A 26,327-nucleotide genomic window follows, 5' to 3' on the forward strand; every position below is an offset into this window, starting at 1 on the left:
CGCCGAACCCTTCGGCGTACGCCACCCTAGCGGGATCAGCCGACGCGGTGGATCTCGATTCTCACGCCGTCGGGATCGGCGACCTCGATCGCCGGGAGTGAGCCGTCGCCGGCCTGCGCGACCGCGAAACCCGCGGCCTGCAGGCGCGCCGCGATCGGGTCGAGGTCACCGGCGGTCTGGAACCCGAGATGGGCCAGCGCGGGGCTGCCCGCGGGGGCCGCGAGCGCCTCCGACTTCGCCGGGTCGCCCCACGGGGCGTGCAGTCCGATGACGCCGCCGTCGGTCGCGGAGTCGAGCGACGTCCAGTGCTCGTCGCCGAACGTCTTCACGAACCCCAGCGCGCCGAAGAAAGCGGCGTCGCGGGCGACGTCGGTCGACTCGCGCACCGCGACGACGTCGATCGGGTGGTGCTCGTACGCGGCTCCGTCGTCGTCGGCGTCGCGCATCGACTCACGCACAAAGATCCCGCGGCCAGACGGGTCCTGCAGACCGGCGACCCGCCGCGCGCCCTCGTCGTCCCAGATCGTCAGCTTCGTGCCGGCGGCCGCGAGCCCCGCCGCGGCCTCGTCGAGGTCGGGTGACTCGAACGACAGCTGGGTCTCGCCGACCCGCGCGCGCCCGTCGCCGGCCGTGGCGTCGAACACCGCGACCATGCCGGAACGACCCCACAGGAAGGCGGTTCCGTCCTCGTCGCGGCGCACGGTGCGATGGAGTCCCACGGCTTCCAGGAACGCGACCATCCGCTCTACATCGGCGGTGGCGCGATAGAGGCAGAGCACGAACTCGGGGCTGTCGGTCACGGTGTCCTCCTGAGGGCTTCGGCGTACGTGCCAACCCTAGTCGCTACGCTCCGCCCATGGACGCGTACGCCGCCGCACGCCGCGCCGCCGCCGGTCGGCCGGTGGTCGTCACCGGGGCCTCCAGCGGCATCGGGGCGGCCCTGTGCCGCGGCCTGGCCGCGCCCGGCGTACGCCTGGTCCTGGTGGCCCGCCGGGTGGCCGAGTTGGAGGACGTCGCCGGCCACGCCCGCCGCGCCGGGGCCGAGGCCACCGTCGTCCCCCTCGACCTGCGCGACCTCGCCGCCGCGGAGGCCGCCGCCCGGCGCCTCGTCGACGAGTGCGGCGCCCCCGGCGCGCTCGTGTCGAACGCCGGCAAGTCGCTGCACCGCGGCGTGGCCGAGACGTTCGACCGCCCCCACGACCTCGCCCGGACGGCCGCGACGAACTATGTCGGCGCCGCCACGTTCGCGCTCCCCCTGCTCGGGGCCATGACGGCGGCGCGCCGCGGCACGCTGGTGCACGTGTCGTCGACGAACGCCCGCATCGCCGTCCCCGGCTGGTCGGCCTATAGCGCGTCCAAAGGCGCCATGGACCTGTGGGTGCGGTCGATCACCCCCGAGCTGGCCAGGCTGGGCGTACGCGCCACCGTGATCGAACTCCCCCTCGTGGCGACGCCGATGAGCGCCCCGACCTACGGGGAGGCCCCGTTCGGCGCACTGTCGGCGGACGCCGCCGCCCGTCGCGTGGCCCTCGCGCTCGCCCGGCCCACGGGGTTCGCGAGCCCGTGGTGGGCGCGCGTGGGCGCCGCCGGGGCTGCCACGTTCCCCGCCTCCTCGGCGCGCGTCATCGGGACGTTCACCCTGCGTGGGCGCCGGCGATGACCGCGCAGCTTCGGTGCGGTGCACGCAACACCGCCGCCGACCTCGCCCGGGCCGCGCGCGTGGTCCGACTCCCGCGTACGCCCCGGTTCACCGCCGATGCCGTGGTGGGCTGGCGCGCCCGCGACCTGCCGCAGCGCCTCGCGTACGTCACTCCCGACCGTGCCCTCACCTGGGCCGAACTCGACCGCGACCTGACGGCCATCCCCGCCCTCGCCGCCAGTCGCGCGGGCTCGGGCCTCCGGGTGGCCACCAGCGGAACCACAGGGCCGGCCCGCCGCGTGCGGCCCCGCGTCGGCGTACGCGGGGCCCTGCAGTTGGTCGGGCTCCTCGGCCGCCTGCCGCTGCGCGGCGTACGCACCGTCGCGTCGCTGGCGCCGCTCGACCACGGCCACGGCCTCGGCACGTTCGTGGCCGCGGCGGCGCTCGGGGCGACGTTCGTGGACCTGTCGGGGGCGTCGACGGACGAGGCTGTGCGCCTCCTGCGCATCTACTCCCCCGACCTTCTCACCGGCATCCCCCTCCAACTCGCGCGCCTCGCCCCGGCCGCCGAGGCGGCCGGGATCCGCGTCTCCCGTGTGGTTGCCGGGTCCGACGTCCTCACCCCCGCCCTCGCCGACCGCCTCGCCGACGGCCTCGGCGCGGAGGTGTGGAACTGCTACGGCTCCACCGAGACCGGCACGGTGTGCGTCGCCGATCCCGGCCAGCTGCGGGCCCATCCCGGCACCGTGGGGCGGCCGCTGCCCGGCGTACGCCTGGTCGCGCGAGGCGACGGCCTCCTCGAGGTCCGCGCGCCGCTGGCCGACGGCCCGGTCGCGCTCGACCGCGGCCACCTCGCCCACGGCCTCGCGTTCGTCACGGGCCGCGCCGACGGTCACCTCGTCTCGGGCGGCGAACTGGTCGACGTCGCCGCGCTCGAGGCCCTGCTCCACAGGATGCCCGGCGTACGCGCCGTCATGCTCGACCCCGTGGATGTCGGCGGCCTCCGGCGGTTCGACGTCACCCTCGTCGTCGACCCGGGCACGGCACTCACCCCCGACCACGTCCGTGAGCTCGCGCGCGACACTTTCGGCCGCGCCCACGTGCCGCGGACGGTGACGATCCGGGACTAGTACAGCACCGTCGCGAACTCGCCGACCTCGCGGAAGCCTACGCGCGCGTACGTGGCGCGGGCGCGGGTGTTGAAGTCGTTGACGTACAGCGAGACCGTGGGAAATTCCTCGCGCACGAGGTTCACGACCGACGCCATCGCCGGCGCCGCGAGCCCCTGCCCGCGCAGCCGCGGGTGGAGCCAGACGCCCTGCACCTGGCCGACGCCGAGGGCGTGGGAGCCGATGTCGCTCTTGTAGATGACCTCGTCGCCCTCGACGATGCCGTACGCGTGGCCGCGGTCGATCAGCCGCGCGACGTACGCGAGGTAATGACTGCGGTCGCCGCCCGCGATGGGGCTGACGCCGACCTCCTCGGTGTACATGCGGACGGCCGCCTCGAAATAGGGCTCGAGGTGGCGGGCGCCGATGCGCCGGACGCGCGGGTCGGCATGGACCGCCGGAACAGTGCGGATCTCCATCACCGGCTGGTGGGCCCTGACCTCGCGCGGCCGGGAGAACGAGGCCCCCCAGCGCTCGCCGAGCAGCCGAAACAGCTCCATCGTCTGGGTCGACTCCCCCACGATCGAGCCGCAGCGGCGTACGCCCTCGGTGCGCTCGGCGAACGCCGCGAGCGCGTCGGTGGACGCGTTGATCGGGACGAGGTTGGAGCCCGCGTGGCAGATCGACTCGAGCTCGCGGCCGCGGAAGAAGCCCCACATCGGGCAGCCGAGCCGCCACCGCGCGACGCCGAACTGGATCACCCGCGACGCGACGAACACGTTCGCGACCGGGTCGGCCGAGACCAGCTCGAGGACCGCCTCGCGGTCGTCGTCGTCGAGAGGGCGTACGCGGGAGCGCCGCCCGAGGATGGTCATGTCAGACCCTCAGGCCGTGACCGCGACCTCGGGCTCACCGGAGCCACCGGGCATCGTCTCGGCGATCTTCATGGCCTCCTCGATGAGCGTCTCGACGATGTCGGCCTCGGGCACGGTCTTGATGACCTCGCCCCTGACGAAGATCTGGCCCTTGCCGTTGCCGGACGCGACGCCGAGGTCGGCCTCGCGGGCCTCGCCGGGCCCGTTGACGACGCAGCCCATGACCGCGACGCGCAGCGGGACCGTCAGCCCCTCGAGGCCGGCGGTGACGCGCTCGGCGAGCGTGTAGACGTCGACCTGCGCGCGACCGCACGACGGGCACGACACGATCTCGAGCTTGCGCGGGCGCAGGTTCAGCGACTCGAGGATCTTCGAGCCGACCTTGACCTCCTCAACCGGATCGGCCGACAGCGAGACCCGGATGGTGTCACCGATGCCCTTGCTGAGCAGGGCGCCGAAGGCCGTCGCCGACTTGATCGTGCCCTGGAACGCCGGGCCGGCCTCGGTCACGCCGAGGTGGAGGGGCCAGTCGCCGCGCTCGGACAGCAGCTCGTACGCGCGGACCATCACGACCGGGTCGTTGTGCTTCACCGAGATCTTGAAGTCGTGGAAGTCGTGTTCCTCGAACAGCGAGGCCTCCCAGACCGCCGACTCCATGAGCGCCTCGGGCGTCGCCTTGCCGTATTTCGCCAGCAGCCGCTTGTCGAGCGAGCCCGCATTCACGCCGATGCGCAGCGAGACGCCGGCGTCCTTGGCCGCCTTCGCGATCTCGCCGACCTTGTCGTCGAACGCCTTGATGTTGCCGGGGTTCACGCGCACGGCGGCGCAGCCCGCGTCGATCGCGGCGAAGACATATTTGGGCTGGAAGTGGATGTCGGCGATGACCGGGATCTGCGACTTCTTCGCGATCGCCGGCAGCGCCTCGGCGTCGTCCTGGCTCGGGCAGGCGACGCGCACGATGTCGCAGCCGGCCGCGGTGAGCTGGGCGATCTGCTGCAGGGTCGCGTTGATGTTCGTCGTCTGGGTCGTCGTCATCGACTGCACCGAGACCGGCGCGTCGCCGCCGACCAGCACGTCGCCGACCCTGATCTGGCGCGTCTTTCGGCGCGGGGCCAGAACGGGGGCGGGGGCTTCGGGCATTCCCAGGTCGGTCATCTCAGGCTTCCTCGTGGTCGTGGGTTCGGGCTCAGGACTCGTGCGTGGGCGCTCAGAACAGCTTCACCGGGTCGATGATGTCGGCCAGGATCAACACCAGGCCGGAGAGCGTGATGAACCCGAACACAACATAGGCGATCGGCAGCAGCTTCGCCGTGTCGAGGGGCCCCGGGTCGGCGCGGCCGGTCAGGCGGGCGGCGACCCGGCGTACCCATTCGAGCAGGGCGCCGGCGATGTGGCCGCCGTCGAGCGGCAGCAGCGGCACGAAGTTGAACAGGGCGACGAACAGGTTCACACCGCCGAGCAGGCTCAGGAACGTCGCGACCTTGTCGCCGGCGCCGATCCGGTCGGTCGACGAGATCTCGCCCGCGGCGCGGCTGGCGCCCACGATCGACATGGGGCCGTAGACGTCGCGTGGCCTGCCGAGGACGAGGTCCTCGGCCACCTTGTAGACCTTGACCGGGAACCGCGCCAGCGCGTGCAGCGACTGCTGGGTCATCTCCCCCATGTCGCGCACCGTCGAGGCGGGGGTGGCGTACGCCTTCTCCGACGCCGGGACCATGCCGAGGAACCCGGCCTGGATGCGCTTCCCGGGGTCCATCTTGTCGGGCACGCCGTTGATGACGGTCTTCACGACCGGCAGCTCGACGCGGGCGCCGGCGCGCTCGACGACCATGCGGGCGTCACGGTCGAGATTGGCGCGGATCAGCGTCTGCATCTGGGCCCAGTCGGTCACCGGCGCGCCGTTGAAGCTCACGAGGCGGTCGCCCGGGGCGAGGCCCGCGGCGTACGCCGGGGTCTTCGGGTCGCCCGGCTGGCAGGTCTTCTCGGCGCGGTCGGCCGGGACGATGCACTCCTGGACCTGCTGGACCACGGGTTGCGGACGCCAGGTGCCGTGCACCGCGCCCACGCCCCACAGGATCAGGAACGCCAGCAGCACGTTCATCAGCGGGCCGCCGGCCATGATGATGAGCTTCTGCCACGTCGTCTTCTGGTAGAACAGCCGCCCGTCGTCCTCGGGCCGGATGTCCTCCCACTCCGCGGCCCGGGAGGCGGCGATCATCGACGACATCGGGTTCGACGAGGCGGCGCGTACGCGGCCGGTGGTCTTCTCCGGCGGATACATGCCGACGAGCTTCACGTAGCCGCCCAGCGGCAGCCACTTGAAGCCGTACTCGGTCTCGCCGCGCCGGAACGACCAGATGTTCTTGCCGAAGCCCACGAAATATTGCGTGACCTTCACGTCGAACAGCTTCGCCGGCACCATGTGGCCGACCTCGTGCAACGCGATCGAGGCCATGATCAGGGCGAAGAAGAGGATGGCGCCGCCGAGGTAGATCACGGTTTCCATGCGGGTCGGCTCACTCCTGGTTCGCGGTCAGCTGGGCGGCCCGCGCGCGGGCCCAGCGGTCGGCGGCGAGCACGTCGTCGAGCGTGACGGACTCGGGGCCGACCAACGTCGATCCTACGTCGCCGGGCCCAACGTTCTCCGAGCGAGCGGAGCGAGTCGAGGAGGAATGCTCGTCCACCACCGTCGCGATCGTGTCGACGATGTCGGTGAACCCGATCCGGCCCGCGCAGAAGGCGTCGACGCACGACTCGTTCGCGGCGTTGTAGACCGCCGGCGCCGTCCCGCCCAGCGTGCCGACGCGCCGCGCGAGCTGGACCGCCGGGAACGTCGCGTCGTCGAGCGGCTCGAACGTCCACGTCGCGGCCTGCGTCCAGTCGCACGCGTACGCGGCGTCGCGCACCCGGTCGGGCCAGGTCAGGCCCAGCGCGATCGGGAGCTTCATGCTGGGCGGCGAGGCCTGGGCGATCGTGGAGCCGTCGTGGAACTCGACCATCGAGTGGATGATCGACTGGGGGTGGACCACGACGGTGATGTCGTCGAGCGCCACGTCATAGAGCAGCCCGGCCTCGAGCAGTTCGAGCCCCTTGTTGACCAGCGTCGCCGAGTTGATCGTGATGACGCGGCCCATCGCCCACGTGGGGTGCTTCATGGCGTCCTCGGGGCGCTTGCCCTCGAGGTCGGCGCGGGTCAGGCCGCGGAACGGCCCGCCGGACGCGGTGAGGATGAGCCGGCGTACCTCGTCGCGGCGCCCCGCCCGCAGGCACTGCGCGATCGCCGAGTGCTCCGAGTCGACGGCGACGATCTGGCCCGGGGCGGCCGCCTCGGTGACGAGGCGCCCGCCGATGACGAGCGACTCCTTGTTGGCCAGGGCGAGCGTCGTGCCGGCGGCGAGCGTCGCCATCGTCGCCGTCAGGCCGGCGGCGCCGGTGATGCCGTTGAGCACGACGTCGCACTCCATCGCCGCGAGGTCGGCCGACGCCTGGGGCCCGGCGATGATCTTCGGCAGGGTCGTTCCGCCGGCGTTCCAGCCGCGCTGCTTCGCCTCGGCGTACAGGGCGAGCTGGAGGTCCTGCACCGCGGTCGGCCGCGATAGCGCGACCACTGCGGGGCGGACGTCGAGGACCTGACGCGCCAGCAGCGGGATGTTGCCGCCGCCCGCCGCGAGGCCGACGACGCGGAAGTCGGCCGGCCGGTCCGCGATCACCTCGAGGGCCTGCGTGCCGATCGAACCGGTGCTGCCAAGGATCACGACGTCTCGCACCGGGCCATTCTCGCAGAGATCAGCCCGGAGGCGAGACGGCCGGGTCAGGCGCGCAGCCCCAGCACCGCCCGCGGGTCGCGCGCCGTCGACACTCCCCCGCCCACCGCGCGCTGCTCGAGGTGGAGGTGGCAGCCGTCCGGAGCGCCCAGGTCGCCGTTCTCGGCGATCGGCGTGCCGACCTCCACGCGCTGCCCGTCGCGCACCAGCACGCGCTGGACGTGGCCGACGATCAGGTCGGCGCCGTCGGCGCGGATGCGGAACGCCTTCGACCCGTACGCATCCCCCAGCCCGCCCAGCACGACGCGGCCCGCGACACCGGCGCGGAGCTCGACACCGCACGGCATCGCGACGTCGATGCCGTGGTGGAACCCCTGCTTCCCCGGGCAGCGGGAATCGCTGCGGTAGTAGGGCGCCGGCGTACACCCGAAGCCGATCATCAGGCGGTGGCGGCCCTCATACCAGGGCGACGCGTACGCGGTCGTGTCGTCGGTGAAGAAGCGCCAACGGGGGTCGCCGGCGGGGGTCGGCGTACGCGTGGGCGGGGGCGTCGCGGCCGGCGTACGCGTGGGTGTGGCGGTCGGGCTCGGGCTCTCCGAGGCGCTCGGGGCAACGCTCGGAGTCGGCACCGATGACGCGCCCGGTGGCAGTGTCGGCGGCGGCCGATCCGGCGTGCACCCCACCGCCGCGGGCACCAGCAGCGACCCCAGAAGAATCACGCAACCCACCCGGTTCATCCGTGCCTCCCCTCCCATGTCGACTCTTCCCAAACTCTGGACCCTCCCCTAGTGTGACGCGCACGACATGTGCCTGCCCCCGCAGGCACCATCCCTCGAGGAGATCAATGAAGATCCGCAACGTACGCCGCGCCTCCCTCTCCCTGGCCGCTGCCGCCTGCCTGGTGCTGCCGGCCATCTCGGCGCAGGCCGCCCCGACCGCCTCCACGCCCGTCACGATCGACATGTCCGACGGACGGCTCATGAGCTATGTCCTCAACACGAAGGCCAACCCGGGCCAGGTCCGCCTCGCCGAGCGCGCCGTCACGCAGGCCGGCGGCACCGTCGTGCAGTCGTGGCCCCAGATCGGCGTCGTCGTCGCCCACTCGACGAAGGGCGACTTCCTGAAGAAGGTACGCGCGTCCAAGCACGTCGAGTCGGCCGGCCCGACCCGCACCGCCGAGGTCTCCGAGGGCACCCCCGGCACCTCCAACGGCCACAAGGGAGGCGCGTCGTCCTACAAGAAGAAGGCGGAGATGCTCAACGGCGACATCGCCGGCGCCGCCTCCCCGACGGCCGCTGCCGCCGATCCCCGCGAGGGCGAGCAGTGGGACAACGTCATGATCAAGGCCGACCAGGCCCACCGGATCACCGACGGTTCCCGCAACGTGCTCGTCGGCGTGCTCGACTCCGGCATCGATCCGAACCACCCCGACCTCAAGCCCAACCTGGACGTCGCCAGCTCGGTGAACTGCGTGGGCGCCGGCCAGCCGTCGAAGACCGGCTGGGAGCCCACGACGTCCGACCACGGCACCCACGTGGCCGGCACCATTGCCGCCGCCCGCAACGGCGTCGGCATCGTCGGCGTCGCGCCCAACGTCCGCATGGCCTCGGTGAAGGTCGTCAACGACGACGGCTTCATCTACCCCGAGTACGCCATCTGCGGCTTCGTGCAGGCCGCCGAGAAGAACATGGACGTGACGAACAACTCCTACTTCGTCGACCCGTTCGAGTTCTGGTGCGGTGACCAGGCCGACCAGGCGCCCGCCAAGGAGGCCGTGCGCCGCGCGGTGCAGTACTCCACCGACAAGGGTGTCGTCCACGCCGCCGCCGCGGGCAACAACTACTACGACCTCGCCAACAAGACGACCGACGACGGCTCGCCCAACGACACCACGCCTGTCGAGCGCACGATCAACAACACCTGCCACGACATCCCGGCCGAACTGCCGGGCGTGTTGACGGTCTCGGCGATCGCCCAGAACGGCCTCAAGGCCAACTTCTCGAACTACGGGCTGGGCGTCATCGACGTGGCCGCACCGGGCCGCGCGATCCTGTCGACCACGCTCAACGGCACCTACGGGCTGAAGTCCGGCACGTCGATGGCCTCGCCCCACGCCGCCGGCGTGCTGGCGCTGCTGAAGTCGACCCATCCGAACGCCACGCCGGCGCAGCTCATCGCCATGATCAAGCAGCAGGCCGATGACCGTCCGTGCGCTCCCACCGACCGTCCGACCGACCAGACGTGCACGGGGACCACGGCGAACAACTCGTTCTACGGCGAGGGCATGATCGACGCCCTCGACGCCGTCACCCGCTGACCCGTTCCGCACGCTCGACCAGCGAGGGCCCGCGACACCCGGAGTGTCGCGGGCCCTTCGCCGTTCCCGCCCGGCTGACAGGATGGCCCCCATGAGCGAGCACCTCGAGATCGAGACCCTGGCGGCCTTCGACCACCACACGTCCGCAGCGGCGTCGATGCACGGCTGGTTCGTGCAGTCGGTCGACCTGACCGGTCGCGGCGACGTGCTCGCGCGGCTCGACCCCGCGGGGGCGGCCTTCCTCGGCTGCACGTTCGACGACGGCGTGGCCGATGCGTTGACCACCCGCGGCGCCCTCGTCTTCCCCGCGCTCCCCGACCTGCCGTTCGACCCCTACCGCGGTCACGTCTACACCGCCGACGAGCTCTATGACTCGGCCGTGTACGCCGACTCCCTCGACGCCCGCGTCTACGCCTGGTCCCACGCCCAGGGCCACTCCCCGTCGGCCGCCGCGTCGCTCGCGATGGCACTGCACGACCACGCCGTCACCGACGCGCTCGACGAGGTCGCCGTCGACCCCAGCAGGGTCGTCGGCCTGATGGGCGGCCACGCGCTGGGGCGCGACACCCCCGCGTATGCCGACGCCGCCCGGCTGGGCCGGTCGCTGGCCGAACGCGGCCTCGTCGTCCTGACCGGCGGCGGCCCCGGCGCGATGGAGGCCGCCAACCTCGGCGCGTGGTTCGCGGGCCGCGACGGCCTCGACGAGGCGCTGGCGATCCTCGCCGAGGTGCCGTCGTTCCGGCCCGGCATCGACGCGTGGGCGCGTACGGCCTTCGAGGTGCGCCGCCGCTGGCCGCAGGACCAGGCCACCCCCGGCGACCACCCCCACACCTCGCTCGCCATCCCCACGTGGTTCTACGGCCACGAGCCGCCCAACGCGTTCGGGACCCACATAGCGAAATATTTCGCGAACGCCCTGCGCGAGGACACCCTGCTCCACCGCTGCCGCGCCGGCATCGTCTACCTCCCCGGCGCCGCGGGCACCCTGCAGGAGATCTTCCAGGCCGCGACGCCGAACTACTACGCGACCGACCCGACGACGATCGCGCCGATGGTGCTGGTCGGCCGACACCACTGGACCGAGAAGCTGCCGGCCTGGCAGCTGCTCACCGCCCTGGCCGACGGGAGGCCGATGGCCGGCCACCTCCACCTCGTCGACGACATCGCCGAGGTGACCGACCTGCTCGCCCCCTGAACCGCAGGGTCAGCGCTCGCCCAGCCCCTCGCACCCGCCCAGCGACGTCACGATCCGCCGCGTCCGCTTCTTCGCCTCCTCGAGCCGGCCGGCATCGCCCCGATGGGCCGCCAGCTGTTCGTTCACCAGCCCGACGCGCGCCGGGTGACCGGCCGCGTAGTGCGTGGTGAGCGTCGGCAGGAACTCCGCCTCCGTGACCTCGAACCTCCCCGGCGTGCGCTCGGTGAACGCGAACCGGGTGATGATGCCCTCATAGCCCATCGGCACGTCGGTCTTGTGCTGGGCGACCAGGTTGCCGAGCCCATAGACGACCCACTTGCCGTTCACCTTCGTGATCGGCTGCACCACGTGCACGTGGTGGCCGTAGACGAGGTCCACGTCCGGCGACGCCGTCAACACCTTCGCCAGCGCCAGCTGTTGGGCGTTCGGCGCGTTCTGGTATTCCTCGCCCCCGTGCATCGCCACGAGCACGATGTCGGCGCCGGCCTGCCGCGCCCTCTTCGCCCGTGCCAGCAGCCCGGCCGGGTCCAGGTCGGGCACCGACCACTCCTTGCCCTTCGGACGCGGGATGCCGTTGGTGTCATAGGTGCCCGTCATCACGGCGATGCGTACGCCGTCCTTCGTCGTCGCGATCGTCGGCGTCTCGGCCTCCTCGCGCGTACGCGCGGTCCCGGCATGCCTGATGCCGCGCGCGTCCATCTGGTCGAGCGTCGTCCTCAGGCCGTCGAAGCCCTGGTCGAGGCTGTGGTTGGACGCCGTCGTGCACAGGTCATAGCCCAGCGCCTTGACGGCGTCGAGGGTCTGCGGCGGGGCGTTGAAGGCGGGGTACGCCGCGTACGGTCCGCCGTTCTTGGCCACCGGCACCTCGTTGTGGCAGATCGCCAGGTCGGCGGCCTGCACGACGGGGCGTACGCCGGCGAGCGTGGGCGTGAAGTCCATCGCGTCCTCGCCCGTACGCCCGGCCGCGCGCGCGTCCTCCCTGGCCCCGAACCACAGCGTGTTGTGCCACAGGAGGTCGCCGGTCATCACCACCGACGCCGTACGCGGGCCCGCGGGCCGGGGCGCAGGCGGCGCGAGCGGTGGGGTCGGCGCAGCCGACGGCGAACGGGTGTCGGCGGGACGCGTCGGCGTCGTCGCCGGTGCGGCCGCGCAACTCGCGACCGCACCGCACAGCGCCAGCGCCGCGGCGCCGGCCGTCCAGCTCTTCATCGTCACGCCCCATGGAGTCCCCCACCGGGCGCGATGTTCCCGGTCTCCCGGGAATCGTCTCAGGTCAGGCGCTCAGATGACGCCCATCGCGATCACGGCGTCAGCAACCTTCGTGAAGCCCGCGACGTTCGCGCCGAGCACGTAGTTGCCGGGCGCCCCGTATTCCTCCGCCGTCTCCGCGCACCGGTCGTGGACGTCGACCATGATGGTGCGCAGGCGCTCCTCGGTGTAGTCGAAGTCCCAGGCGTCGCGCGACGCGTTCTGCTGCATCTCCAGCGCCGACGTCGCGACGCCGCCGGCGTTGGCGGCCTTGCCAGGTCCGAACAGCGTCTTCGCCTCCTGGAACACGGCGACGGCGCCCGGCGTACACGGCATGTTGGCGCCCTCGGCGATCGCGACGACCCCGTTCCCGACGAGCTTCCGCGCGTGGGCCTCGTCGAGCTCGTTCTGGGTCGCGCAGGGCAGCGCGACGTCGCAGGGCACGTCCCAGATCGAGCCCTCGGCGGCGAACCGGGCCGAGCCGCGGCGGTCGGCGTACGCGTCGATGCGCCCGCGCTCGACCTCCTTGACCTGCTTGACCAGCTCGAGGTCGATCCCGTCCTCGTCGACGACGTAGCCGCTCGAGTCGGAGCAGGCGACGACCTTCGCGCCGAGCTGCTGGGCCTTCTCGATGGCATAGATGGCGACGTTGCCGGACCCGGAGACCACGACGCTGCGACCCTCGAGGTCCTGCCCGCGCGTCGCCAGCATCTGCGCGGTGAACATCACCGTGCCATAGCCCGTCGCCTCGGTGCGGACCAGCGAGCCGCCCCACGACAGGCCCTTGCCGGTCAGGACGCCGGCCTCGTAGCGGTTCGTGATGCGCTTGTACTGGCCGAACAGGAACCCGATCTCGCGGCCGCCCACGCCGATGTCGCCCGCGGGCACGTCGGTGTATTCGCCGAGATGGCGATAGAGCTCGGTCATGAACGACTGGCAGAAGCGCATGATCTCGCCGTCGGAGCGGCCCTTCGGGTCGAAGTCGGACCCGCCCTTGCCGCCACCGATCGGCATGCCGGTCAGCGAGTTCTTGAAGATCTGCTCGAAGCCCAGGAACTTGATGATGCCGAGATAGACCGACGGGTGGAACCGCAGGCCCCCCTTGTAGGGACCCAACGCCGAGTTGAACTCGACGCGGAAGCCGCGGTTGATGCGTACGCGGCCCTGGTCGTCGGTCCACGGCACGCGGAAGATGATCTGGCGCTCCGGCTCGCAGATGCGTTCGAGCACGGCTGCGTCGACATACTTCGGGTTGCGCCGCAGGACCGGCGCGAGCGACTCGAACACCTCCCGGACGGCCTGGTGGAACTCGGCCTCGCCGGGGTTGCGGGCGACGACGGCGTCGAACGTCGATTGGAGGGCAGCGTCCATGGTGTCTCCTCGGACTCGGGTGTGCGTACTTCTTCTCGGTGGACCTCGGTCAGCGGTCGTCGGCCGCGAGCTGGCCGCACGCGCCGTCGATCTCCTGGCCGCGGGTGTCGCGGACCGTGGCGGGCACGCCATGGGCCTCCAGCCGTCGCACGAACTCGCGCTCGTCCTCACGGCGGGACGCCGTCCAGATCGAGCCCGGGGTCGGGTTGAGGGGGATGAGGTTGACATGCACCCACCCCCAGTCTCCCCGGGCCCTGAGCTTGCGGGCGAGCAGGTCGGCGCGATGGGCCTGGTCGTTGATGTCCTTGATCAGCGCGTACTCGATCGACACGCGCCGCTTGGTGGTCTTCGCGTACTCCCAGGCCGCGTCGAGGACCTCGTCGACCTTCCACCGCGTGTTGATCGGCACCAGGTCGTCGCGCAGCTCGTCGTCGGGCGCGTGGAGGCTGACCGCGAGCGTGACGGGCAGGCCCTCGGTGGCCAGCTGCTGGATGCGCGGCACAAGGCCCACCGTCGAGACGGTGACCCCGCGCGCCGAGATGCCGAGGCCGTTCGGCTGCGGCGAGGTCAGCGTACGCACGGCCCCGATCACCGCGTTGTAGTTGGCCATCGGCTCGCCCATGCCCATGAACACGATGTTGTTCACGCGGCCCGGGCCGCCGCCGACCTCGCCGCGCTCGAGGGCGCGGAAGCCCGCGACGACCTGCTCGACGATCTCGGCGGTCGACATGTTGCGTTGCAGCCCGCCCTGGCCGGTGGCACAGAACGGGCAGGCCATGCCGCAGCCCGCCTGCGAGCTCACACACATCGTCGTACGCATGTTCTTCGGCGCGGGGGCCTCGTCCTCGGCCAGGTCGTCCGGCGAGTCACCGCGCCGGGCGTACCGCATGAGGACCGACTCGACCAGGGCGCCGTCGTGGAGGCGCCACAGGGTCTTCACGGTCGTGTCGTCGTCGCAGGCGAGGGTCTTGACCGGCGTCAGCAGCTTCGGGAACAGGGTCTCGGAGAGCTGGTCGCGCATGGTGGCCGGGATGTCGGTCCAGTCGGCCGGGTCGGTCGTGAACCGTTCGAAATAGTGCTTCGAGAGCTGCTTGGCGCGGAACGCGGGCAGGCCTGCGTCGGTGAGGGCCTGCGTCCGCTTCTCCGGGGCGAGGTCGACCCAGTGCTGCGGCGGCTTGCCGCGCCGGGGGGCCTCGAACACGAGCGGGAGCGGCTTGTCGGTGAGCTTCATGTCAGCCTCCGGGGACGAACAGATAGAGCGTGAGCCAGGCGACCGGGGCGGCCACCAGCAGGGAGTCGAGGCGGTCCATCACGCCGCCGTGACCCGGCAGGAACGACGACATGTCCTTGATGCCGATGTCGCGCTTGATCAGCGACTCGATGAGGTCGCCGCACGCGCCGACCGCCACCAGCGCGACACCGAGGACGACGCCGCCCCACCACGCCACGCCGAAACCCCAGACGGCGAACGCGATGGCGGTGATGACGCCGAAGAGGATCGAGCCGGCGAACCCCTCCCAGGTCTTCTTGGGCGAGATGCGGGGGGCCATCTTGTGCTTGCCGAAGAGCACGCCCGCGGCGTATCCGCCGATGTCACCCATGCACACCACAGCGATGAAGGTGACGACGCGCATCGTCCCCTGCCCGCCCGCCAGCATCAGGCCGACGAACGATCCGAGCAGCGGGATGTAGGCGATGATCAGCATGCTCGCCGCCGCGTCACGGACGAAGCCGTCGGCCCCGCGGGGCATCCGCCAGATCAGGGTCACGAGCGCCGTGAGCCCGAGCATGGCGAGCATGAGGGTGTTCGACGGGATGTCGATGCGGTGGTCGGACCGGCCCGCGAAATAGGACCCCGTGACGATGGCGACCGTGCCGATGAGGATCGGCACGATCTCGGCCTTCATGTCGAGTCGCTTGAGGGCCTTGTGGACCTCGACAGCGCCCGCGGCGAGCGCGGCCGCCACCAGCAGGACGAAGCCGAGGTTCCACCACAGCAGCGTGACCACGAGGGCAGCGGCCAGCGACACCCCGACCCCGATCGCGGCCGGCAGGTTGCGGCCGGCGCGGCCGTGGGCGGGCGTCGTCGGGCCCGGAGTCGCCTCCGTGGCCGTGGGTGATCCGGTGTCGGCCATGCAGCCCTCCCTCGGGTCAGACCTCGAGGAGCTCGGCTTCCTTGTTCTTGAGCACGTCGTCGATCTGGTCGGTGTGCTTCTTGGTCGACGCGTCCAGGTTCTTCTCGGCGCGCGTCACCTCGTCCTCACCGACCTCCTTGTCCTTGACCATCTTGTCCATCGCGTCCTTGGCGGCGCGGCGGGCGTTGCGCACCGAGATGCGGGCGTCCTCGGCCTTGGTGCGGGCCAGCTTGGTGTATTCCTTGCGGCGGTCCTCGGTCAGCTCCGGCAGCGAGCAGCGGATCTGGTTGCCGTCGGACGCCGGGTTGACGCCGAGGTCGGCGTTGCGGATGCCCTTCTCGATCGACGCCATGGTCGACTTGTCGAACGGCTGGACCGTGACCATGCGGGCGTCGGCGACCTGGACGGTCGCGAGCTGCTGGAGCGGCATCGACTGGCCGTACGCCTCCACCATGATCTTGTTGAACATGCCGGGGTGAGCGCGCCCGGTGCGGATGGCGGCGAACTCCTCCTTGGCGTGCTCGACGGCGGCTTCCATCTTCATCTCGGCCTCGGCCATGATGTCGGCGATCACGTGGTCGTTCCCTTCTTCGGTCGTGCGTGGCTTCGGTGCTGCTGGGCTTCGGTGGTGCAGGTGCGTGAGCGTGGGCTCAGGCGTGGACGGTGGTCCCGATCTTCTCACCCGCGACGACGCGGCCGATGTTGCCCTCGGTGTCGAGGGAGAAGAAGACCATCGGCAGCTTGTTGTCGCGCGCCATCGAGATGGCGGTGGAGTCGGCGACCTTGAGGTTGCGGGCGAGGAACTCGTCATAGGAGAGGTCGTCGAACTTCTTCGCGTCCGGGTTCTTCTGGGGATCGGAGTCGTAGACGCCGTCAGTGCCCTGCTTGCCCATGAGCAGCACCTCGGCGCCGATCTCGAGCGCGCGCTGGGCGGCGACGGTGTCGGTGGAGAAATACGGCATGCCGGAACCGGCGCCGAAGATGACGACCCGACCCTTCTCGAGGTGACGCTCGGCCCGGCGCGGGATGTAGGGCTCGGCGACCTGGCCCATCGTGATGGCGGTCTGTACGCGGGTCTCGAGCCCCGCCTTCTCGCAGAAGTCCTGCAGCGCGAGGCAGTTCATCACGGTGCCGAGCATGCCCATGTAGTCGGCGCGGTCGCGGTCCATGCCGCGCTGCTGCAGCTCGGCTCCGCGGAAGAAGTTGCCGCCGCCGACGACGATGGCGACCTGGACGCCCTGGTGGACGACCTCGGCGATCTGCTCGGCGACCGAACCGACGACGTCGGGGTCGACGCCGACCTTGCCACCCCCGAAGGCCTCACCGGAGAGCTTGAGCAGTACGCGCCTGTAGGCCGCCATGGGGAACCTTTCGTCGAGTTCGATGCTCCCCCATCATTCCGCACGCGGGTGATTGCGCCCAATCGACTCCCCCGTCTGCGGGGCCAGGCCGTGGCTGGGCCGGGCCGGGCAATGCAGCGGGGCGCCGCGGGGATCTCTCCCCGCGGCGCCCCGCGTACGTGCTGGTGGTTCGGCGACCGTCTGTTGGTCGGCGACCGATCAGGCGCCGGCCTCGAAGCGCGCGAAGCGCTTCACCGTGGCGCCGGCGGCCTGCAGCTGCTGGCCGACCGACTTCTTCTCGTCGGTGATCGACGCCTGGTCGACGAGGCAGACGTCCTTGAAGAACGCGTTCACGCGGCCCTCGACGATCTTCGGCAGGGCGGCCTCCGGCTTGCCCTCCTCGCGCGACTTGGCCTCGGCGACGCGGCGCTCGCCCTCGACGATGTCGGCGGGCACCTCTTCGCGGGAGACGTACTGCGGGCGCATCGAGGCGATCTGGAGCGCGACGCCGTGGAGCAGGTCGGCGTCGGCACCCTCGGCCTCGACGAGCACGCCCACCTGCGGCGGCAGGTCGGAGGCGCGGCGGTGGAGGTAGACGTGGGTGTCGCCCTCGAAGTAGGCCGCGTCCTTGAGCTCGAGCTTCTCGCCGATCTTGACGGCCAGCTCGTGGATCGCGTCGCCGACGGTCTTGCCCGAGGGCAGCTCGACGGCGTTGGCGGCCTCGACGCCGTTCGCCTTGGCGATGTCGACGGCCTTGGCGACCTCATCGGCCAGCGCCATGAACTCGGCGTTCTTCGCGACGAAGTCGGTCTCGGCGGCGAGCTGGATCAGCGCGTTGCCGGAGTGGGCGACAAGACCGTTGGAGGCCTCGCGGTCGGCGCGCTTGGCGGCCTTGGCCTGACCACTCACACGCAGGATCTCGACGGCCTTGTCGTAGTCGCCGTCGGCCTCGGTGAGGGCCTTCTTGGCGTCCATCATGCCGGCGCCGGTGGCGTCGCGGAGCTTCTTCACGTCAGCAGCGGTAATCGCCATTGTCTTCCTTGTCTGTATGGCCTTCGGTGATCCCGAAGGTGCCGGATCTCGTGAGCGGTCAGATCTGTGTGCGGGCTGGGACTCGGGGTGCCCGGGGCATGGAGCGGCCGCGGCCCCGAAGGACCGCGGCCGCGGGGATCACTTGGCCTCGTCGGCCTTCGCGCCCTCGGCAGCAGCCTCGTCGCGCTCAACCTTGCCAGCCTCGTCGGCGGCGTCGGCGGCCGGGGTCTCGGCCTTGGCCTCGTCAGCCTTGGGCTCGTCTGCCTTGGGCTCGTCTGCCTTGGGCTCATCAGCCTTGGCGTCGTCGGCCTTGGCCTCGTCCTTCTGGCCGGCCAGCAGCTCGCGCTCCCACTCGGCCATCGGCTCGGACTCGGTGGACTCGCCACCCTGGCCGCCACCCGAGCGGGCCATCAGGCCCTCGGCGACGGCGTCGGCGAGCACGCGGGTCAGCAGCGACACCGAACGGATGGCGTCGTCGTTGCCCGGGATGGCGAAGTCGACCTCGTCGGGATCACAGTTGGTGTCGAGGATGCCGATGACGGGGATGCGCAGCTTGCGAGCCTCGTCGACGGCGAGGTGCTCCTTCTTGGTGTCGACGATCCACACGGCCTGCGGCGTGCGGGGCATGTCGCGGATGCCGCCGAGGTCCTTCTCGAGCTTGATCTTCTCACGCTTGAGCATGAGGAGTTCCTTCTTCGTGAGGCCCGAACCGGCGACCTTGTCGAAGTCCATGGCCTCGAGCTCCTTGAGGCGCGAGATGCGCTTGGAGATCGTCTGGAAGTTGGTGAGCATGCCACCGAGCCAGCGCTGGTTCACGTACGGCATGCCGACGCGGGTCGCCTGCTCGGCGATGGTCTCCTGGGCCTGCTTCTTCGTGCCGACGAAGAGCACCTGGCCGCCCTTGGCGACGGTGTCCTTGACGAACGCGTACGCGTGGTCGATGTAGGTCAGCGACTGCTGCAGGTCGATGATGTAGATGCCGTTGCGCTCGGTGAAGATGAAGCGCTTCATCTTCGGGTTCCAGCGACGGGTCTGGTGTCCGAAGTGAACGCCGCTCTCGAGCAGCTGACGGGCGGTGACGACGGCCATGGCCGTTCCTCCTCTGGGCGCACTGCGCCCCTGCGGTTCTTCGGCGCCGGCTTTCGGCGCCGCCTGACGCAGTCACGCTCGACGCCCCGGATCGCTCCGGACCACGCGTCTCGCGCCCCATTCGTGTCGAGTGGGGGACGACTGCATGCGAAGTCAACCCGGATGGCCGGGTTGCCGAGGTGATTGTACGCTCTTCGACCCCGCGTACGCCAACCGCGCCGGGACGGGTTGTCCACAGGTTCGTGCGACCACGAAGCGCTGTCCACAGGAGGGCATCGGCGGTGACACGTTTCCCGGATCGTCAGGGATGTTTCCTCCATGGTCCGTCGCCTCCTGGTGGTGCTCGTCGCCGCCCTGTTCACGCCCCTCGCGCTCGTCGCACCGCCGCGTGCCGGGGCCGCCGAAGTGCTGCCCGCCCTCCCGCGCGGCCGGCTCCCCCTGGCGGGCTCCCCGCGGGTGGTCCGGCCGTACGCTCCCCCGCCCAGGAAGTGGCTGCGCGGTCACCGCGGCGTCGACCTCGCCGGGCGCGTCGGCGCGCCGGTGCTCGCGGCCGCCGACGGACAGATCGCGTACGCGGGCGTCCTCGCCGGGCGCGGGGTGGTCGTGGTGCAACACGGGGCGCTGCGGACGACCTATGAGCCGGTGACGACGTCACTGCCGGTCGGCACCCCCGTACGCGCCGGCCAGCCCATCGGCACGCTCGACGGCGGCCACGCCTGCCGCGACCCGCTGGTCGAGGCGTGCCTGCACTGGGGGCTCAAGCTGGGCGATGACTACCTCGACCCCATGCTCATGGTCGGCGGTGGCGCCGGCGTACGCCTGCTGCCCGCCGACGCGGCGGCGGAAGCGGTGAAGCGGGCGACGCAGCGAGCGGCCGAGCCGGTGCCGTCGGTCCCGCCCGGGGTGGGCGGTCCCTATCGCCGCGGCGGCCACGGGTCGGTGATCCCCGGCGGCGGTCCCGTGACGTCGCCGTTCGGCATGCGCCGCCACCCGGTGCTGGGCGTGTGGAAGCTCCACGACGGCGTCGACTTCGGCACGGGGTGCGGCCAACCGCTGCGCGCCGTCCACGACGGGGTGGTGGAGGCGTCCTATTTCAACGGGGGCTATGGCAACCGGCTGATGCTCGACCACGGCACGGTCGACGGCCACCGGGTGAAGAGCTCCTACAACCATGCGATCCGCTACACGGTGGCCCCGGGCGCGCGGGTCGCGAAGGGGCAGGTGATCGGTCTGTCGGGGTCGACGGGCTATTCGACGGGCTGCCACCTCCACTTCATGATGTGGATCGACGGGCGGCTGATCGACCCGATGACGTGGCTGGGGTGATCGACGGTTCACGCCCGCGGGTGCGCCTGCCTGAACGCCGCCCGCAGCCGCTCATTGGTCACATGGGTGTAGATCTGCGTCGTCGCGAGCGACGCGTGGCCGAGCATCTCCTGCACGCTGCGCAGGTCGGCCCCACCCTCCAGCAGGTGGGTCGCCATGGCGTGCCGCAGCCCGTGGGGCCCGAGGTCGGGGGCGCCCTCGACCAGCCCCAGGGCGCGGTGGACGATGCGCCGCACGACCCGCTGGTCGATGCGACGCCCGCGCTCGCCGAGGAACACGGCCTGGCCGCTCTCAGGTCCCGCGACCTGGCCGCGGACCACAAGCCACGCCTCCAGCGCGCGCCAGGCGGGCGCGCCCACCGGCACGGTCCGCTCCTTGTCGCCCTTGCCGACGACGCGCACGACGCGGCGGTCGTGGTCGAGCGAGGCGAGGTCGAGCCCGCAGAGTTCGGCGACGCGGATGCCGCAGGCATAGAGCATCTCCAGCAGCGCCACGTCGCGCCGCCCGATCGGGCCCTCGTCCTCGGCCGCGCGGGCGAGCGCCGCGTCCAGCATCGCCGCGGCGTCGGCCTTCTCCAGCGTCGGCGGCAGGCGCTTGGCCAGCTTGGGCGACTTCAGCGTCTGGGCCGGGTTGGTGGGCGTACGCCCGGTGTCACGACACCAGCCGAAGAACACGCGTACGGCTGCAGCCCTCCGCTGGAGCGTGGTGCGCGCGGCGCCACGGGTCTGCTGGTTGGCGAGCCAGCTGCGTACGCTGCGCAGGTCGACGTCGGCGAGGTCGTCGTGGCCGAGCCGGTGCAGGTGCTCGAGCAGGCCCGTCAGGTCACCCTCGTACGCCCGGATCGTGTGCGCCGACAGGTGGCGCTCGGCCGCGAGATGGGTCAGGTACGCGGCCAGCGTCGTCGCGAACGACTCGGGGAGGTCGACCATGCGACTACGATGCCACGGACGCTCACAGGAGGACTCTGCATGGCCACGAACATCGACGACCTGACCACCGGCGGGACCGTACGCCCGATCACGCGGTGGGGCACCCCGGTGATGCACGCGACGTGCGCGAAGGTGGAGAAGTTCGACGACGAGCTGAAGGGTCTGGCGCGCGACATGTTCGCCACGCTCAGTGCCGCCACGGGCGTCGGCCTGGCCGCCAACCAGATCGGCGTCGACCTGTCGATGTTCATCTATGACTGCCCCGACGACGACGGTGAGCGCCATGTCGGGGTGGTCTGCAACCCGACCGTCGAGCTGCCGGAGGGCAAGGACCGCCGCCTCGAGGCCGCCGACGAGGGCTGCCTGTCGCTGCCGGGCGCCTATCAGAACCTCGCCCGCCCCGACCATGCGATCTGCCGCGGCCAGGACATCGACGGCAACGACATCGAGCTCGTCGGTGAGGGGTTCTTCGCGCGCTGCCTGCAGCACGAGACCGACCACCTCCACGGCACGGTCTTCGGCGACCGGCTGTCGGGCCGCGCCCGCAAGAAGCTCTATGAGCAGCACGAGGCGATCGCGCCGCGCTATCTCGACGACTGGCCGGTCAGCCCGAAGCAGCCGGCGAGCTGAGCCCCCGGGCCCGCGAGCGACGGGCGCCCGAGCGACGTCAGCGCAGCACCCAGCACGCCACCGCCGCCGCGGCGGCGACGTTGAGCGAGTCGATGCCGGCGTGCATCGGGATGACCGCCACGTCGTCGGCCTGGCCGACCCAGCGCTCTGAGAGGCCGGCGCCCTCGGTGCCGAGCAGGATCGCGACCCTCTCGTCGGGACCGAGCGACGCGGCGACCTCCTCGATCGAGCGCGCCCCGTCGGCCAGCGCGAGCGCGACGACGCGGAACCCCGCGGCCTGCAACGCGGGCACCGTGCCCGCCCAGTCGTCGAGGCGCGCCCACGGCAGCGAGAACACCGCACCCATGGCGACCTTGATCGAGCGTCGATAGAGCGGGTCGGCGGCGCGGGGGGCCAGCAGCGCCCCGTCCCAGCCCAGCGCCGCCGCGCCGCGCAGGATCGCCCCGACGTTGGTGTGGTCGACGATGTCCTCCATGACCACGAGTCGGCGTACGCCCATCAGGTCGGCGACCTGGTGGCGGGTCTCGCGGTGCAGCGACGCGAGCGCGCCGCGGTGGACGTGGAAGCCGGTGACCTCCTCCGCCAGGGCCTCGGTGACGACCAGCACCGGCACGTCCGGCCAGGCGTCGAGCACGTCGGCGAGCGAGGCGAGCCAGCGCTCCGCCAGCAGGAACGACCGCGGCCGATAGCCCGCCTCGACCGCGCGGCGGATCACCTTCTCCCCCTCGGCGATGAACAGGCCCTGCTCGCTCTCGAGCGAGCGCCGCAGCGAGGTGTCGCGCAGGCGTACGTAGTCGGCGAGCCGCGGGTCGTCGGCCGCGTCGATGTCGACGCGGTTCACGGCGTCACCCCCGCACCAGCAGGTTGACGATGGCGGCGACGCCCACGACCACGATGACGACGCGATAGATCGTCGGCGGCAGCCTCCGACCGACGCGCGCACCGACCTGGGCCCCGACGATCGAGCCGAGCGCGATCGCGAGGGCGGCCCACCAGTCGATCGGTGGCCCGCCGCCGAAGGCGACGGCGACGAAGACCACAGCCGCGATGCCGTTAACGATGGTGCCGAGGCCGTTCTTGACCGCGTTGATGCGGGCCATCGACTCGTGGGGCAGGCCGATGCCGAGGATGGCGAGCAGCAGCACGCCCTGGGCCGCGCCGAAATAGCCGCCGTAGACGCCCGCGCCGACCACCGACGGGAACACCCACCACGGCTCGCGCGACTCCCCGTCCTGGGGTACGCCGGCGTGGCGCGACGCCACCTTCTTCGCGAGCCAGGGCTGCACCACCACGAGTACGCAGCCCAGCGCGATCAGGGCGGGGACGATGGCCTTGAACGCGGCCGAGGGCAGCACCAGCAGGGCCACGCCGCCGATGATGCCGCCCACGAGGGAGCAGAGCCCGAGCCGTACCAGGCGCGCCTTCTGGGGCCGCAGCTCCGGCAACATCGAGAAGGTGCCCGACAGGCCACCGGCGGTGAGGCCCACGGAGTTCGAGGTGTTGGCCACCACCGGCGGGACCCCGAACGCCAGCAGCGTCGGGAACGTCACCAGCGTGCCCGACCCCACCACGGTGTTGATCAGGCCCGCCGCGGCCCCCGCGAGGGCGATGAGCAGGAACTCGACGACGCCCACGCGGTCAGTCCCGCACGCCGCGCGCGATGAGGAGGGTCGCCACCACCAGCACGAGCGCATTGGCCGCCCACACCCACGGGTGTCCGCCCATCCACTCGGTGAGGTTCTGGCCCATCAACGGGCCCGCGCGGCCCAGCGGCCCTCGTCGTGGCTCACGGCCAGCGGAAGTTCGAACGTCTCGGTCATCGCCTCCGACGTCAGCGTCTCCGCGATGGGACCGGCCGCCGTGATCCGGCCACCCTTGAGCAGCAGCGCATGGGTCATGCCGCGCGGGATCTCCTCGACGTGGTGGGTGACGAGCACCGAGGCCGGGGCGTACGCGTCCTCGGCCAGGTCGGACAGCGTCGACACCAGCGACTCGCGGCCGGCGACGTCGAGGCCGGCGGCGGGCTCGTCGAGGAGCAGGAGTTCGGGGTCGGTCATCAGCGCGCGGGCGATCTGGACGCGCTTGCGCTCGCCCTCCGACAGGGTGCCGAACGTGCGCTCGGCGAGGTGGTCGACGCGCAGCTGCTGCATCAGCTCGAGGGCGCGCTCGTGGTCGAGGTCGTCATATTCCTCGCGCCACCGGCCCATCACCGCGTACGCCGACGACACGACGACGTCGCGCACGGCCTCGCCGCGCGGGATGCGGTCGGCGAGGGCGGCCGACGTGACGCCGATGCGGGGCCGCAGGTCGAACACGTCGACGGTGCCGAGCACCTCCCCCAGCAGGCCGGCGACGCCGTTGGTGGGGTGGATCTGGGCGGCGAGCACCTGCAGCAGGGTGGTCTTGCCGGCGCCGTTGGGCCCGATGACGACCCAGCGATCGGCCTCGTCCACGCGCCAGGTGATGTCTTCGAGCAGGGTGGCGCCCCCGCGGACGATGCTGACTTCGGCAAGATCAACCACTGCGACCATGCGGTGCACACTATCGCCTCCCGCCTCGGGCGCCTGCGGACTAGGTTGGTCCGGTGCCCGTGTACGCCGCCCTCCGCCTCACCGCCCACCTCAACGCCGTCCGCCACGCGGCGATGAGCCCGGAGGTCGCCGCCCGCGCCGTCGTCGCCGACGACGCCGCCCACCACGTCAGCGATCCCGACGGACTGGTCGGGCTCGACACCCTGCGGGCGAGCGACCTCGACCGCGCCATCGCCGCTGCCCTGGTCTTCCACGCCGGCGACTGGGCCCTCGCCCTCCCCCGGCCCGGTGCCCTCGCGCCCCTGCGCGGGCCGGCCGCACTCACCACCGCGGCGCTGGAGGCCGGTGCCGCAGTCGTGCACGTCGGCGGCGGATTGGCCTGGGTGCCGCAGCCGGTCGGGCCGGCGGTGCAGTGGCGTCTGTACGCCGCCGAGCCACCGCTCCTGACGACCACGCCCGGCGAGGCCGACCGCCAACTGTCCGAGGCCGTTCTCGAGGTCGGCCGCCAACTGGCCGAACTCGACCTGGCCTCGGGCCAGCGCCCCGACGTCCCGGAGGTCGTGCTCCCCCGCTGCTATGGCGGGCGCGCCCAGAAATCGGCCCATCGGGCCCTGCTGCTGTGGGAGGCCACGGGCGCGGCGCTCGACGACGACTCCGCCGTGTTGCACAGCCACGCGATCGGTTCGCGCGCCGCGGCCCTGCGCCGCGTCCACGCGGCGGCGGCCGAGGCCCTGTGTGCGGCTGTCAGCTGGGTGGGCTGAACCCGACGCGGCCCCTGGTCCTCCCGGCGATCTGACGTCCGCATTGCGAGGCGTTCGGACGCGCGACCCAGGTCGGGTTAGGGTTCACAGACCATGACTGAGCACCATTCCGCCCAGGGCGCCGTCTTCGCCATCGGGGGCGCCGAGGCGAAAATGCGCCGCCGCACCGTCCTTCGCTCGTTCCTCTCCGCGTCCGGCGGCAAGGACGCGAGGATCGTGGTGATCCCCACCGCCTCGTCGCTGGGTCACGAGGTCGTCGAGGTCTATGAGGCGGTCTTCCACCAGATCGGCGCGGCCGAGGTGGACTTCATCCGCCCCTCCACGCGGGCCGAGTCCGACGACCCCGAGCTGGTGGCCAAGATCGACGCCGCCACCGGCATCTTCATGACGGGCGGCAACCAGGTCAAGCTCACCTCGGTGATCACCGGGACCCCCGTGGGCGACGCCATCGTCCGGGCCCACCGACGCGGGGCGGCCGTCGGCGGCACGTCGGCGGGCGCGTCGATCGTGGCCGAGCACATGATCGCGTTCGGCGCCTCGGGAGCGACCCCCAAGCAGCGCATGAGCCACCTCGCGGTGGGCCTCGGGCTCATCAGGGGCGTCGTGATCGACCAGCACTTCCAACAGCGCAACCGCTATGGCCGCCTCCTGTCGCTGGTGGCCCAGTCCCCGTCGCTCCTCGGCATCGGCGTCGACGAGGACACCGCGGCCGTCGTCCGCGGCACCATCCTGAAGGTCGTCGGGCGCGGTGCGGTCACGATCATGGACGGATCCCGGCTGCAGACCAACGCCCCCTCGATCCACCAGTCGGCGCCCCTGCTCGCGTCGGGCGCGATCCTGCACGTCCTGCCGGCCGGCGAGGAGTTCGACCTCGCGACGCGATCGCTGGTGGTCAACGTCGACCCCCTGCCCGCCCACGAGCAGGCGGAGGTCGAGCGGGCCAACGCCGACCTGCGCCAGCTCGCGCGCGACATCGCGTCGGAGGGTGCGAACCCCACGACGTACGCGCGCAACCAGCGCCGCAAACAGCACTGAC

26 protein-coding genes are annotated in these 26,327 nt (G+C 71.7%); 8 read left to right on the forward strand and 18 right to left on the reverse strand.

Annotated elements, in window-relative coordinates; all coding sequences use genetic code 11:
* Positions 1–35 precede the first annotated feature (35 nt).
* The gene (locus tag ACYVAG_RS00080) at positions 36–800 is read right to left on the reverse strand and encodes a VOC family protein (RefSeq protein ID WP_460765013.1); all 765 of its coding nucleotides are present in this window, start codon (positions 798–800) and stop codon (positions 36–38) included.
* Positions 801–856: 56 nt separating this feature from the next.
* Between ACYVAG_RS00080 and ACYVAG_RS00085 the strand changes: the two genes are divergently transcribed.
* Together ACYVAG_RS00085 and ACYVAG_RS00090 are read left to right on the forward strand one after the other, a co-directional pair.
* Positions 857–1,660, forward strand: coding sequence for an SDR family NAD(P)-dependent oxidoreductase (locus ACYVAG_RS00085; protein WP_460765015.1), 804 nt, complete (start codon positions 857–859; stop codon positions 1,658–1,660).
* Entirely contained in the window at positions 1,657–2,769 is a 1,113-nt protein-coding gene (locus ACYVAG_RS00090; protein WP_460765018.1) for an AMP-binding protein, read from the forward strand. Before ACYVAG_RS00085 ends, ACYVAG_RS00090 begins: the two co-directional genes overlap by 4 nt.
* Here ACYVAG_RS00090 and ACYVAG_RS00095 read toward each other — a convergent pair.
* Genes ACYVAG_RS00095 through ACYVAG_RS00115 form a run of 5 tightly spaced genes read right to left on the reverse strand, consistent with a single transcriptional unit; the run spans position 2,766 to position 8,124 of the window.
* Positions 2,766–3,623: a GNAT family N-acetyltransferase gene (locus tag ACYVAG_RS00095; RefSeq protein ID WP_460765020.1), complete on the reverse strand. Its 858-nt coding sequence runs from the start codon at positions 3,621–3,623 to the stop codon at positions 2,766–2,768. The genes ACYVAG_RS00090 and ACYVAG_RS00095 overlap by 4 nt on opposite strands.
* 9 nt (positions 3,624–3,632) lie before the next feature.
* Positions 3,633–4,778 (reverse strand): flavodoxin-dependent (E)-4-hydroxy-3-methylbut-2-enyl-diphosphate synthase, encoded by a 1,146-nt coding sequence (gene ispG / locus ACYVAG_RS00100; protein WP_460765022.1) that lies wholly within the window; start codon positions 4,776–4,778, stop codon positions 3,633–3,635.
* Between the two features lie 52 nt (positions 4,779–4,830).
* Positions 4,831–6,129: a M50 family metallopeptidase gene (locus ACYVAG_RS00105; protein WP_460765024.1), complete on the reverse strand. Its 1,299-nt coding sequence runs from the start codon at positions 6,127–6,129 to the stop codon at positions 4,831–4,833.
* Positions 6,130–6,139: 10 nt separating this feature from the next.
* Complete coding sequence (gene dxr, locus ACYVAG_RS00110) at positions 6,140–7,390, reverse strand: 1-deoxy-D-xylulose-5-phosphate reductoisomerase (RefSeq protein ID WP_460765026.1); 1,251 nt, start codon at positions 7,388–7,390, stop codon at positions 6,140–6,142.
* Positions 7,391–7,434: 44 nt separating this feature from the next.
* On the reverse strand, positions 7,435–8,124 hold the full coding sequence (locus ACYVAG_RS00115; protein ID WP_460765028.1) for a M23 family metallopeptidase: 690 nt from the start codon (positions 8,122–8,124) through the stop codon (positions 7,435–7,437).
* A gap of 107 nt (positions 8,125–8,231) precedes the next feature.
* On the opposite strand from ACYVAG_RS00115, the gene ACYVAG_RS00120 reads away from it, so the two are divergent.
* Both ACYVAG_RS00120 and ACYVAG_RS00125 read left to right on the forward strand, forming a co-directional pair.
* Positions 8,232–9,704, forward strand: a complete 1,473-nt coding sequence (locus tag ACYVAG_RS00120; RefSeq protein ID WP_460765030.1) for a S8 family serine peptidase — start codon at positions 8,232–8,234, stop codon at positions 9,702–9,704.
* Positions 9,705–9,795: 91 nt separating this feature from the next.
* Entirely contained in the window at positions 9,796–10,899 is a 1,104-nt protein-coding gene (locus ACYVAG_RS00125; RefSeq protein ID WP_460765032.1) for an LOG family protein, read from the forward strand.
* A gap of 9 nt (positions 10,900–10,908) precedes the next feature.
* Here the strand turns inward: ACYVAG_RS00125 and ACYVAG_RS00130 are convergent, their stop codons facing one another.
* From ACYVAG_RS00130 to rpsB, 8 genes are all read right to left on the reverse strand, one after another.
* Positions 10,909–12,108 (reverse strand): CapA family protein, encoded by a 1,200-nt coding sequence (locus ACYVAG_RS00130; protein WP_460765034.1) that lies wholly within the window; start codon positions 12,106–12,108, stop codon positions 10,909–10,911.
* A 72-nt stretch (positions 12,109–12,180) separates the two neighbouring features.
* Positions 12,181–13,518, reverse strand: a complete 1,338-nt coding sequence (gene gdhA / locus ACYVAG_RS00135) for an NADP-specific glutamate dehydrogenase (RefSeq protein WP_460765036.1) — start codon at positions 13,516–13,518, stop codon at positions 12,181–12,183.
* Positions 13,519–13,567: 49 nt separating this feature from the next.
* A complete protein-coding gene (rlmN, locus tag ACYVAG_RS00140; protein WP_460765038.1) occupies positions 13,568–14,749 on the reverse strand; it encodes a dual-specificity RNA methyltransferase RlmN in 1,182 nt (393 codons plus the stop codon).
* A gap of 1 nt (position 14,750) precedes the next feature.
* The gene (locus ACYVAG_RS00145) at positions 14,751–15,653 is read right to left on the reverse strand and encodes a phosphatidate cytidylyltransferase (protein ID WP_460765040.1); all 903 of its coding nucleotides are present in this window, start codon (positions 15,651–15,653) and stop codon (positions 14,751–14,753) included.
* Between the two features lie 16 nt (positions 15,654–15,669).
* Positions 15,670–16,212, reverse strand: a complete 543-nt coding sequence (gene frr, locus ACYVAG_RS00150; RefSeq protein ID WP_460766756.1) for a ribosome recycling factor — start codon at positions 16,210–16,212, stop codon at positions 15,670–15,672.
* Between the two features lie 91 nt (positions 16,213–16,303).
* The gene (gene pyrH / locus ACYVAG_RS00155) at positions 16,304–17,014 is read right to left on the reverse strand and encodes a UMP kinase (protein WP_460765042.1); all 711 of its coding nucleotides are present in this window, start codon (positions 17,012–17,014) and stop codon (positions 16,304–16,306) included.
* Positions 17,015–17,212: 198 nt separating this feature from the next.
* Complete coding sequence (gene tsf, locus ACYVAG_RS00160) at positions 17,213–18,025, reverse strand: translation elongation factor Ts (protein ID WP_460765044.1); 813 nt, start codon at positions 18,023–18,025, stop codon at positions 17,213–17,215.
* Between the two features lie 138 nt (positions 18,026–18,163).
* Positions 18,164–19,114, reverse strand: a complete 951-nt coding sequence (gene rpsB / locus ACYVAG_RS00165) for a 30S ribosomal protein S2 (RefSeq protein ID WP_460765046.1) — start codon at positions 19,112–19,114, stop codon at positions 18,164–18,166.
* A 318-nt stretch (positions 19,115–19,432) separates the two neighbouring features.
* On the opposite strand from rpsB, the gene ACYVAG_RS00170 reads away from it, so the two are divergent.
* A complete protein-coding gene (locus ACYVAG_RS00170) occupies positions 19,433–20,440 on the forward strand; it encodes a M23 family metallopeptidase (protein WP_460765048.1) in 1,008 nt (335 codons plus the stop codon).
* 8 nt (positions 20,441–20,448) lie between these two features.
* Here the strand turns inward: ACYVAG_RS00170 and ACYVAG_RS00175 are convergent, their stop codons facing one another.
* Positions 20,449–21,369 carry a tyrosine recombinase XerC gene (locus ACYVAG_RS00175; RefSeq protein WP_460765050.1) on the reverse strand — a complete coding sequence of 307 codons (921 nt, stop codon included), beginning with the start codon at positions 21,367–21,369 and terminating at the stop codon, positions 20,449–20,451.
* A 39-nt stretch (positions 21,370–21,408) separates the two neighbouring features.
* On the opposite strand from ACYVAG_RS00175, the gene def reads away from it, so the two are divergent.
* The gene (gene def, locus ACYVAG_RS00180; protein ID WP_460765052.1) at positions 21,409–21,999 is read left to right on the forward strand and encodes a peptide deformylase; all 591 of its coding nucleotides are present in this window, start codon (positions 21,409–21,411) and stop codon (positions 21,997–21,999) included.
* A gap of 37 nt (positions 22,000–22,036) precedes the next feature.
* Here def and ACYVAG_RS00185 read toward each other — a convergent pair whose 3' ends face one another.
* The 3 genes from ACYVAG_RS00185 to ACYVAG_RS00195 form a co-directional block, all read right to left on the reverse strand.
* On the reverse strand, positions 22,037–22,840 hold the full coding sequence (locus ACYVAG_RS00185; RefSeq protein ID WP_460765054.1) for a TrmH family RNA methyltransferase: 804 nt from the start codon (positions 22,838–22,840) through the stop codon (positions 22,037–22,039).
* Positions 22,841–22,844: 4 nt separating this feature from the next.
* Complete coding sequence (locus tag ACYVAG_RS00190; RefSeq protein WP_460765056.1) at positions 22,845–23,633, reverse strand: sulfite exporter TauE/SafE family protein; 789 nt, start codon at positions 23,631–23,633, stop codon at positions 22,845–22,847.
* 114 nt (positions 23,634–23,747) lie between these two features.
* A complete protein-coding gene (locus tag ACYVAG_RS00195; RefSeq protein WP_460765058.1) occupies positions 23,748–24,530 on the reverse strand; it encodes an ABC transporter ATP-binding protein in 783 nt (260 codons plus the stop codon).
* Positions 24,531–24,583: 53 nt separating this feature from the next.
* On the opposite strand from ACYVAG_RS00195, the gene ACYVAG_RS00200 reads away from it, so the two are divergent.
* A complete protein-coding gene (locus ACYVAG_RS00200; protein ID WP_460765060.1) occupies positions 24,584–25,291 on the forward strand; it encodes a hypothetical protein in 708 nt (235 codons plus the stop codon).
* A 93-nt stretch (positions 25,292–25,384) separates the two neighbouring features.
* A complete protein-coding gene (locus ACYVAG_RS00205; RefSeq protein ID WP_460765062.1) occupies positions 25,385–26,326 on the forward strand; it encodes a cyanophycinase in 942 nt (313 codons plus the stop codon).
* The last annotated feature ends 1 nt before the right edge of the window (position 26,327 follow it).

This window comes from Mariniluteicoccus flavus (assembly GCF_054776655.1).

What these genes read in the sequence shown, in the direction of transcription:
- ACYVAG_RS00205 (WP_460765062.1), top strand. Translation starts at nt 25,385, where the DNA reads ATGACTGAGCACCATTCCGCCCAGGGCGCCGTCTTCGCCATCGGGGGC.
- ACYVAG_RS00125 (WP_460765032.1), top strand. Translation starts at nt 9,796, where the DNA reads ATGAGCGAGCACCTCGAGATCGAGACCCTGGCGGCCTTCGACCACCAC.
- tsf (WP_460765044.1), bottom strand. Translation starts at nt 18,025, where the DNA reads ATGGCGATTACCGCTGCTGACGTGAAGAAGCTCCGCGACGCCACCGGC.
- ACYVAG_RS00145 (WP_460765040.1), bottom strand. Translation starts at nt 15,653, where the DNA reads ATGGCCGACACCGGATCACCCACGGCCACGGAGGCGACTCCGGGCCCG.
- ispG (WP_460765022.1), bottom strand. Translation starts at nt 4,778, where the DNA reads ATGACCGACCTGGGAATGCCCGAAGCCCCCGCCCCCGTTCTGGCCCCG.
- rpsB (WP_460765046.1), bottom strand. Translation starts at nt 19,114, where the DNA reads ATGGCCGTCGTCACCGCCCGTCAGCTGCTCGAGAGCGGCGTTCACTTC.
- ACYVAG_RS00120 (WP_460765030.1), top strand. Translation starts at nt 8,232, where the DNA reads ATGAAGATCCGCAACGTACGCCGCGCCTCCCTCTCCCTGGCCGCTGCC.
- ACYVAG_RS00095 (WP_460765020.1), bottom strand. Translation starts at nt 3,623, where the DNA reads ATGACCATCCTCGGGCGGCGCTCCCGCGTACGCCCTCTCGACGACGAC.
- ACYVAG_RS00090 (WP_460765018.1), top strand. Translation starts at nt 1,657, where the DNA reads ATGACCGCGCAGCTTCGGTGCGGTGCACGCAACACCGCCGCCGACCTC.
- ACYVAG_RS00085 (WP_460765015.1), top strand. Translation starts at nt 857, where the DNA reads ATGGACGCGTACGCCGCCGCACGCCGCGCCGCCGCCGGTCGGCCGGTG.
- gdhA (WP_460765036.1), bottom strand. Translation starts at nt 13,518, where the DNA reads ATGGACGCTGCCCTCCAATCGACGTTCGACGCCGTCGTCGCCCGCAAC.
- def (WP_460765052.1), top strand. Translation starts at nt 21,409, where the DNA reads ATGGCCACGAACATCGACGACCTGACCACCGGCGGGACCGTACGCCCG.
- frr (WP_460766756.1), bottom strand. Translation starts at nt 16,212, where the DNA reads ATGGCCGAGGCCGAGATGAAGATGGAAGCCGCCGTCGAGCACGCCAAG.
- ACYVAG_RS00195 (WP_460765058.1), bottom strand. Translation starts at nt 24,530, where the DNA reads ATGGTCGCAGTGGTTGATCTTGCCGAAGTCAGCATCGTCCGCGGGGGC.
- ACYVAG_RS00115 (WP_460765028.1), bottom strand. Translation starts at nt 8,124, where the DNA reads ATGAACCGGGTGGGTTGCGTGATTCTTCTGGGGTCGCTGCTGGTGCCC.
- ACYVAG_RS00105 (WP_460765024.1), bottom strand. Translation starts at nt 6,129, where the DNA reads ATGGAAACCGTGATCTACCTCGGCGGCGCCATCCTCTTCTTCGCCCTG.
- ACYVAG_RS00170 (WP_460765048.1), top strand. Translation starts at nt 19,433, where the DNA reads ATGGTCCGTCGCCTCCTGGTGGTGCTCGTCGCCGCCCTGTTCACGCCC.
- ACYVAG_RS00175 (WP_460765050.1), bottom strand. Translation starts at nt 21,369, where the DNA reads ATGGTCGACCTCCCCGAGTCGTTCGCGACGACGCTGGCCGCGTACCTG.
- pyrH (WP_460765042.1), bottom strand. Translation starts at nt 17,014, where the DNA reads ATGGCGGCCTACAGGCGCGTACTGCTCAAGCTCTCCGGTGAGGCCTTC.
- ACYVAG_RS00130 (WP_460765034.1), bottom strand. Translation starts at nt 12,108, where the DNA reads ATGAAGAGCTGGACGGCCGGCGCCGCGGCGCTGGCGCTGTGCGGTGCG.
- rlmN (WP_460765038.1), bottom strand. Translation starts at nt 14,749, where the DNA reads ATGAAGCTCACCGACAAGCCGCTCCCGCTCGTGTTCGAGGCCCCCCGG.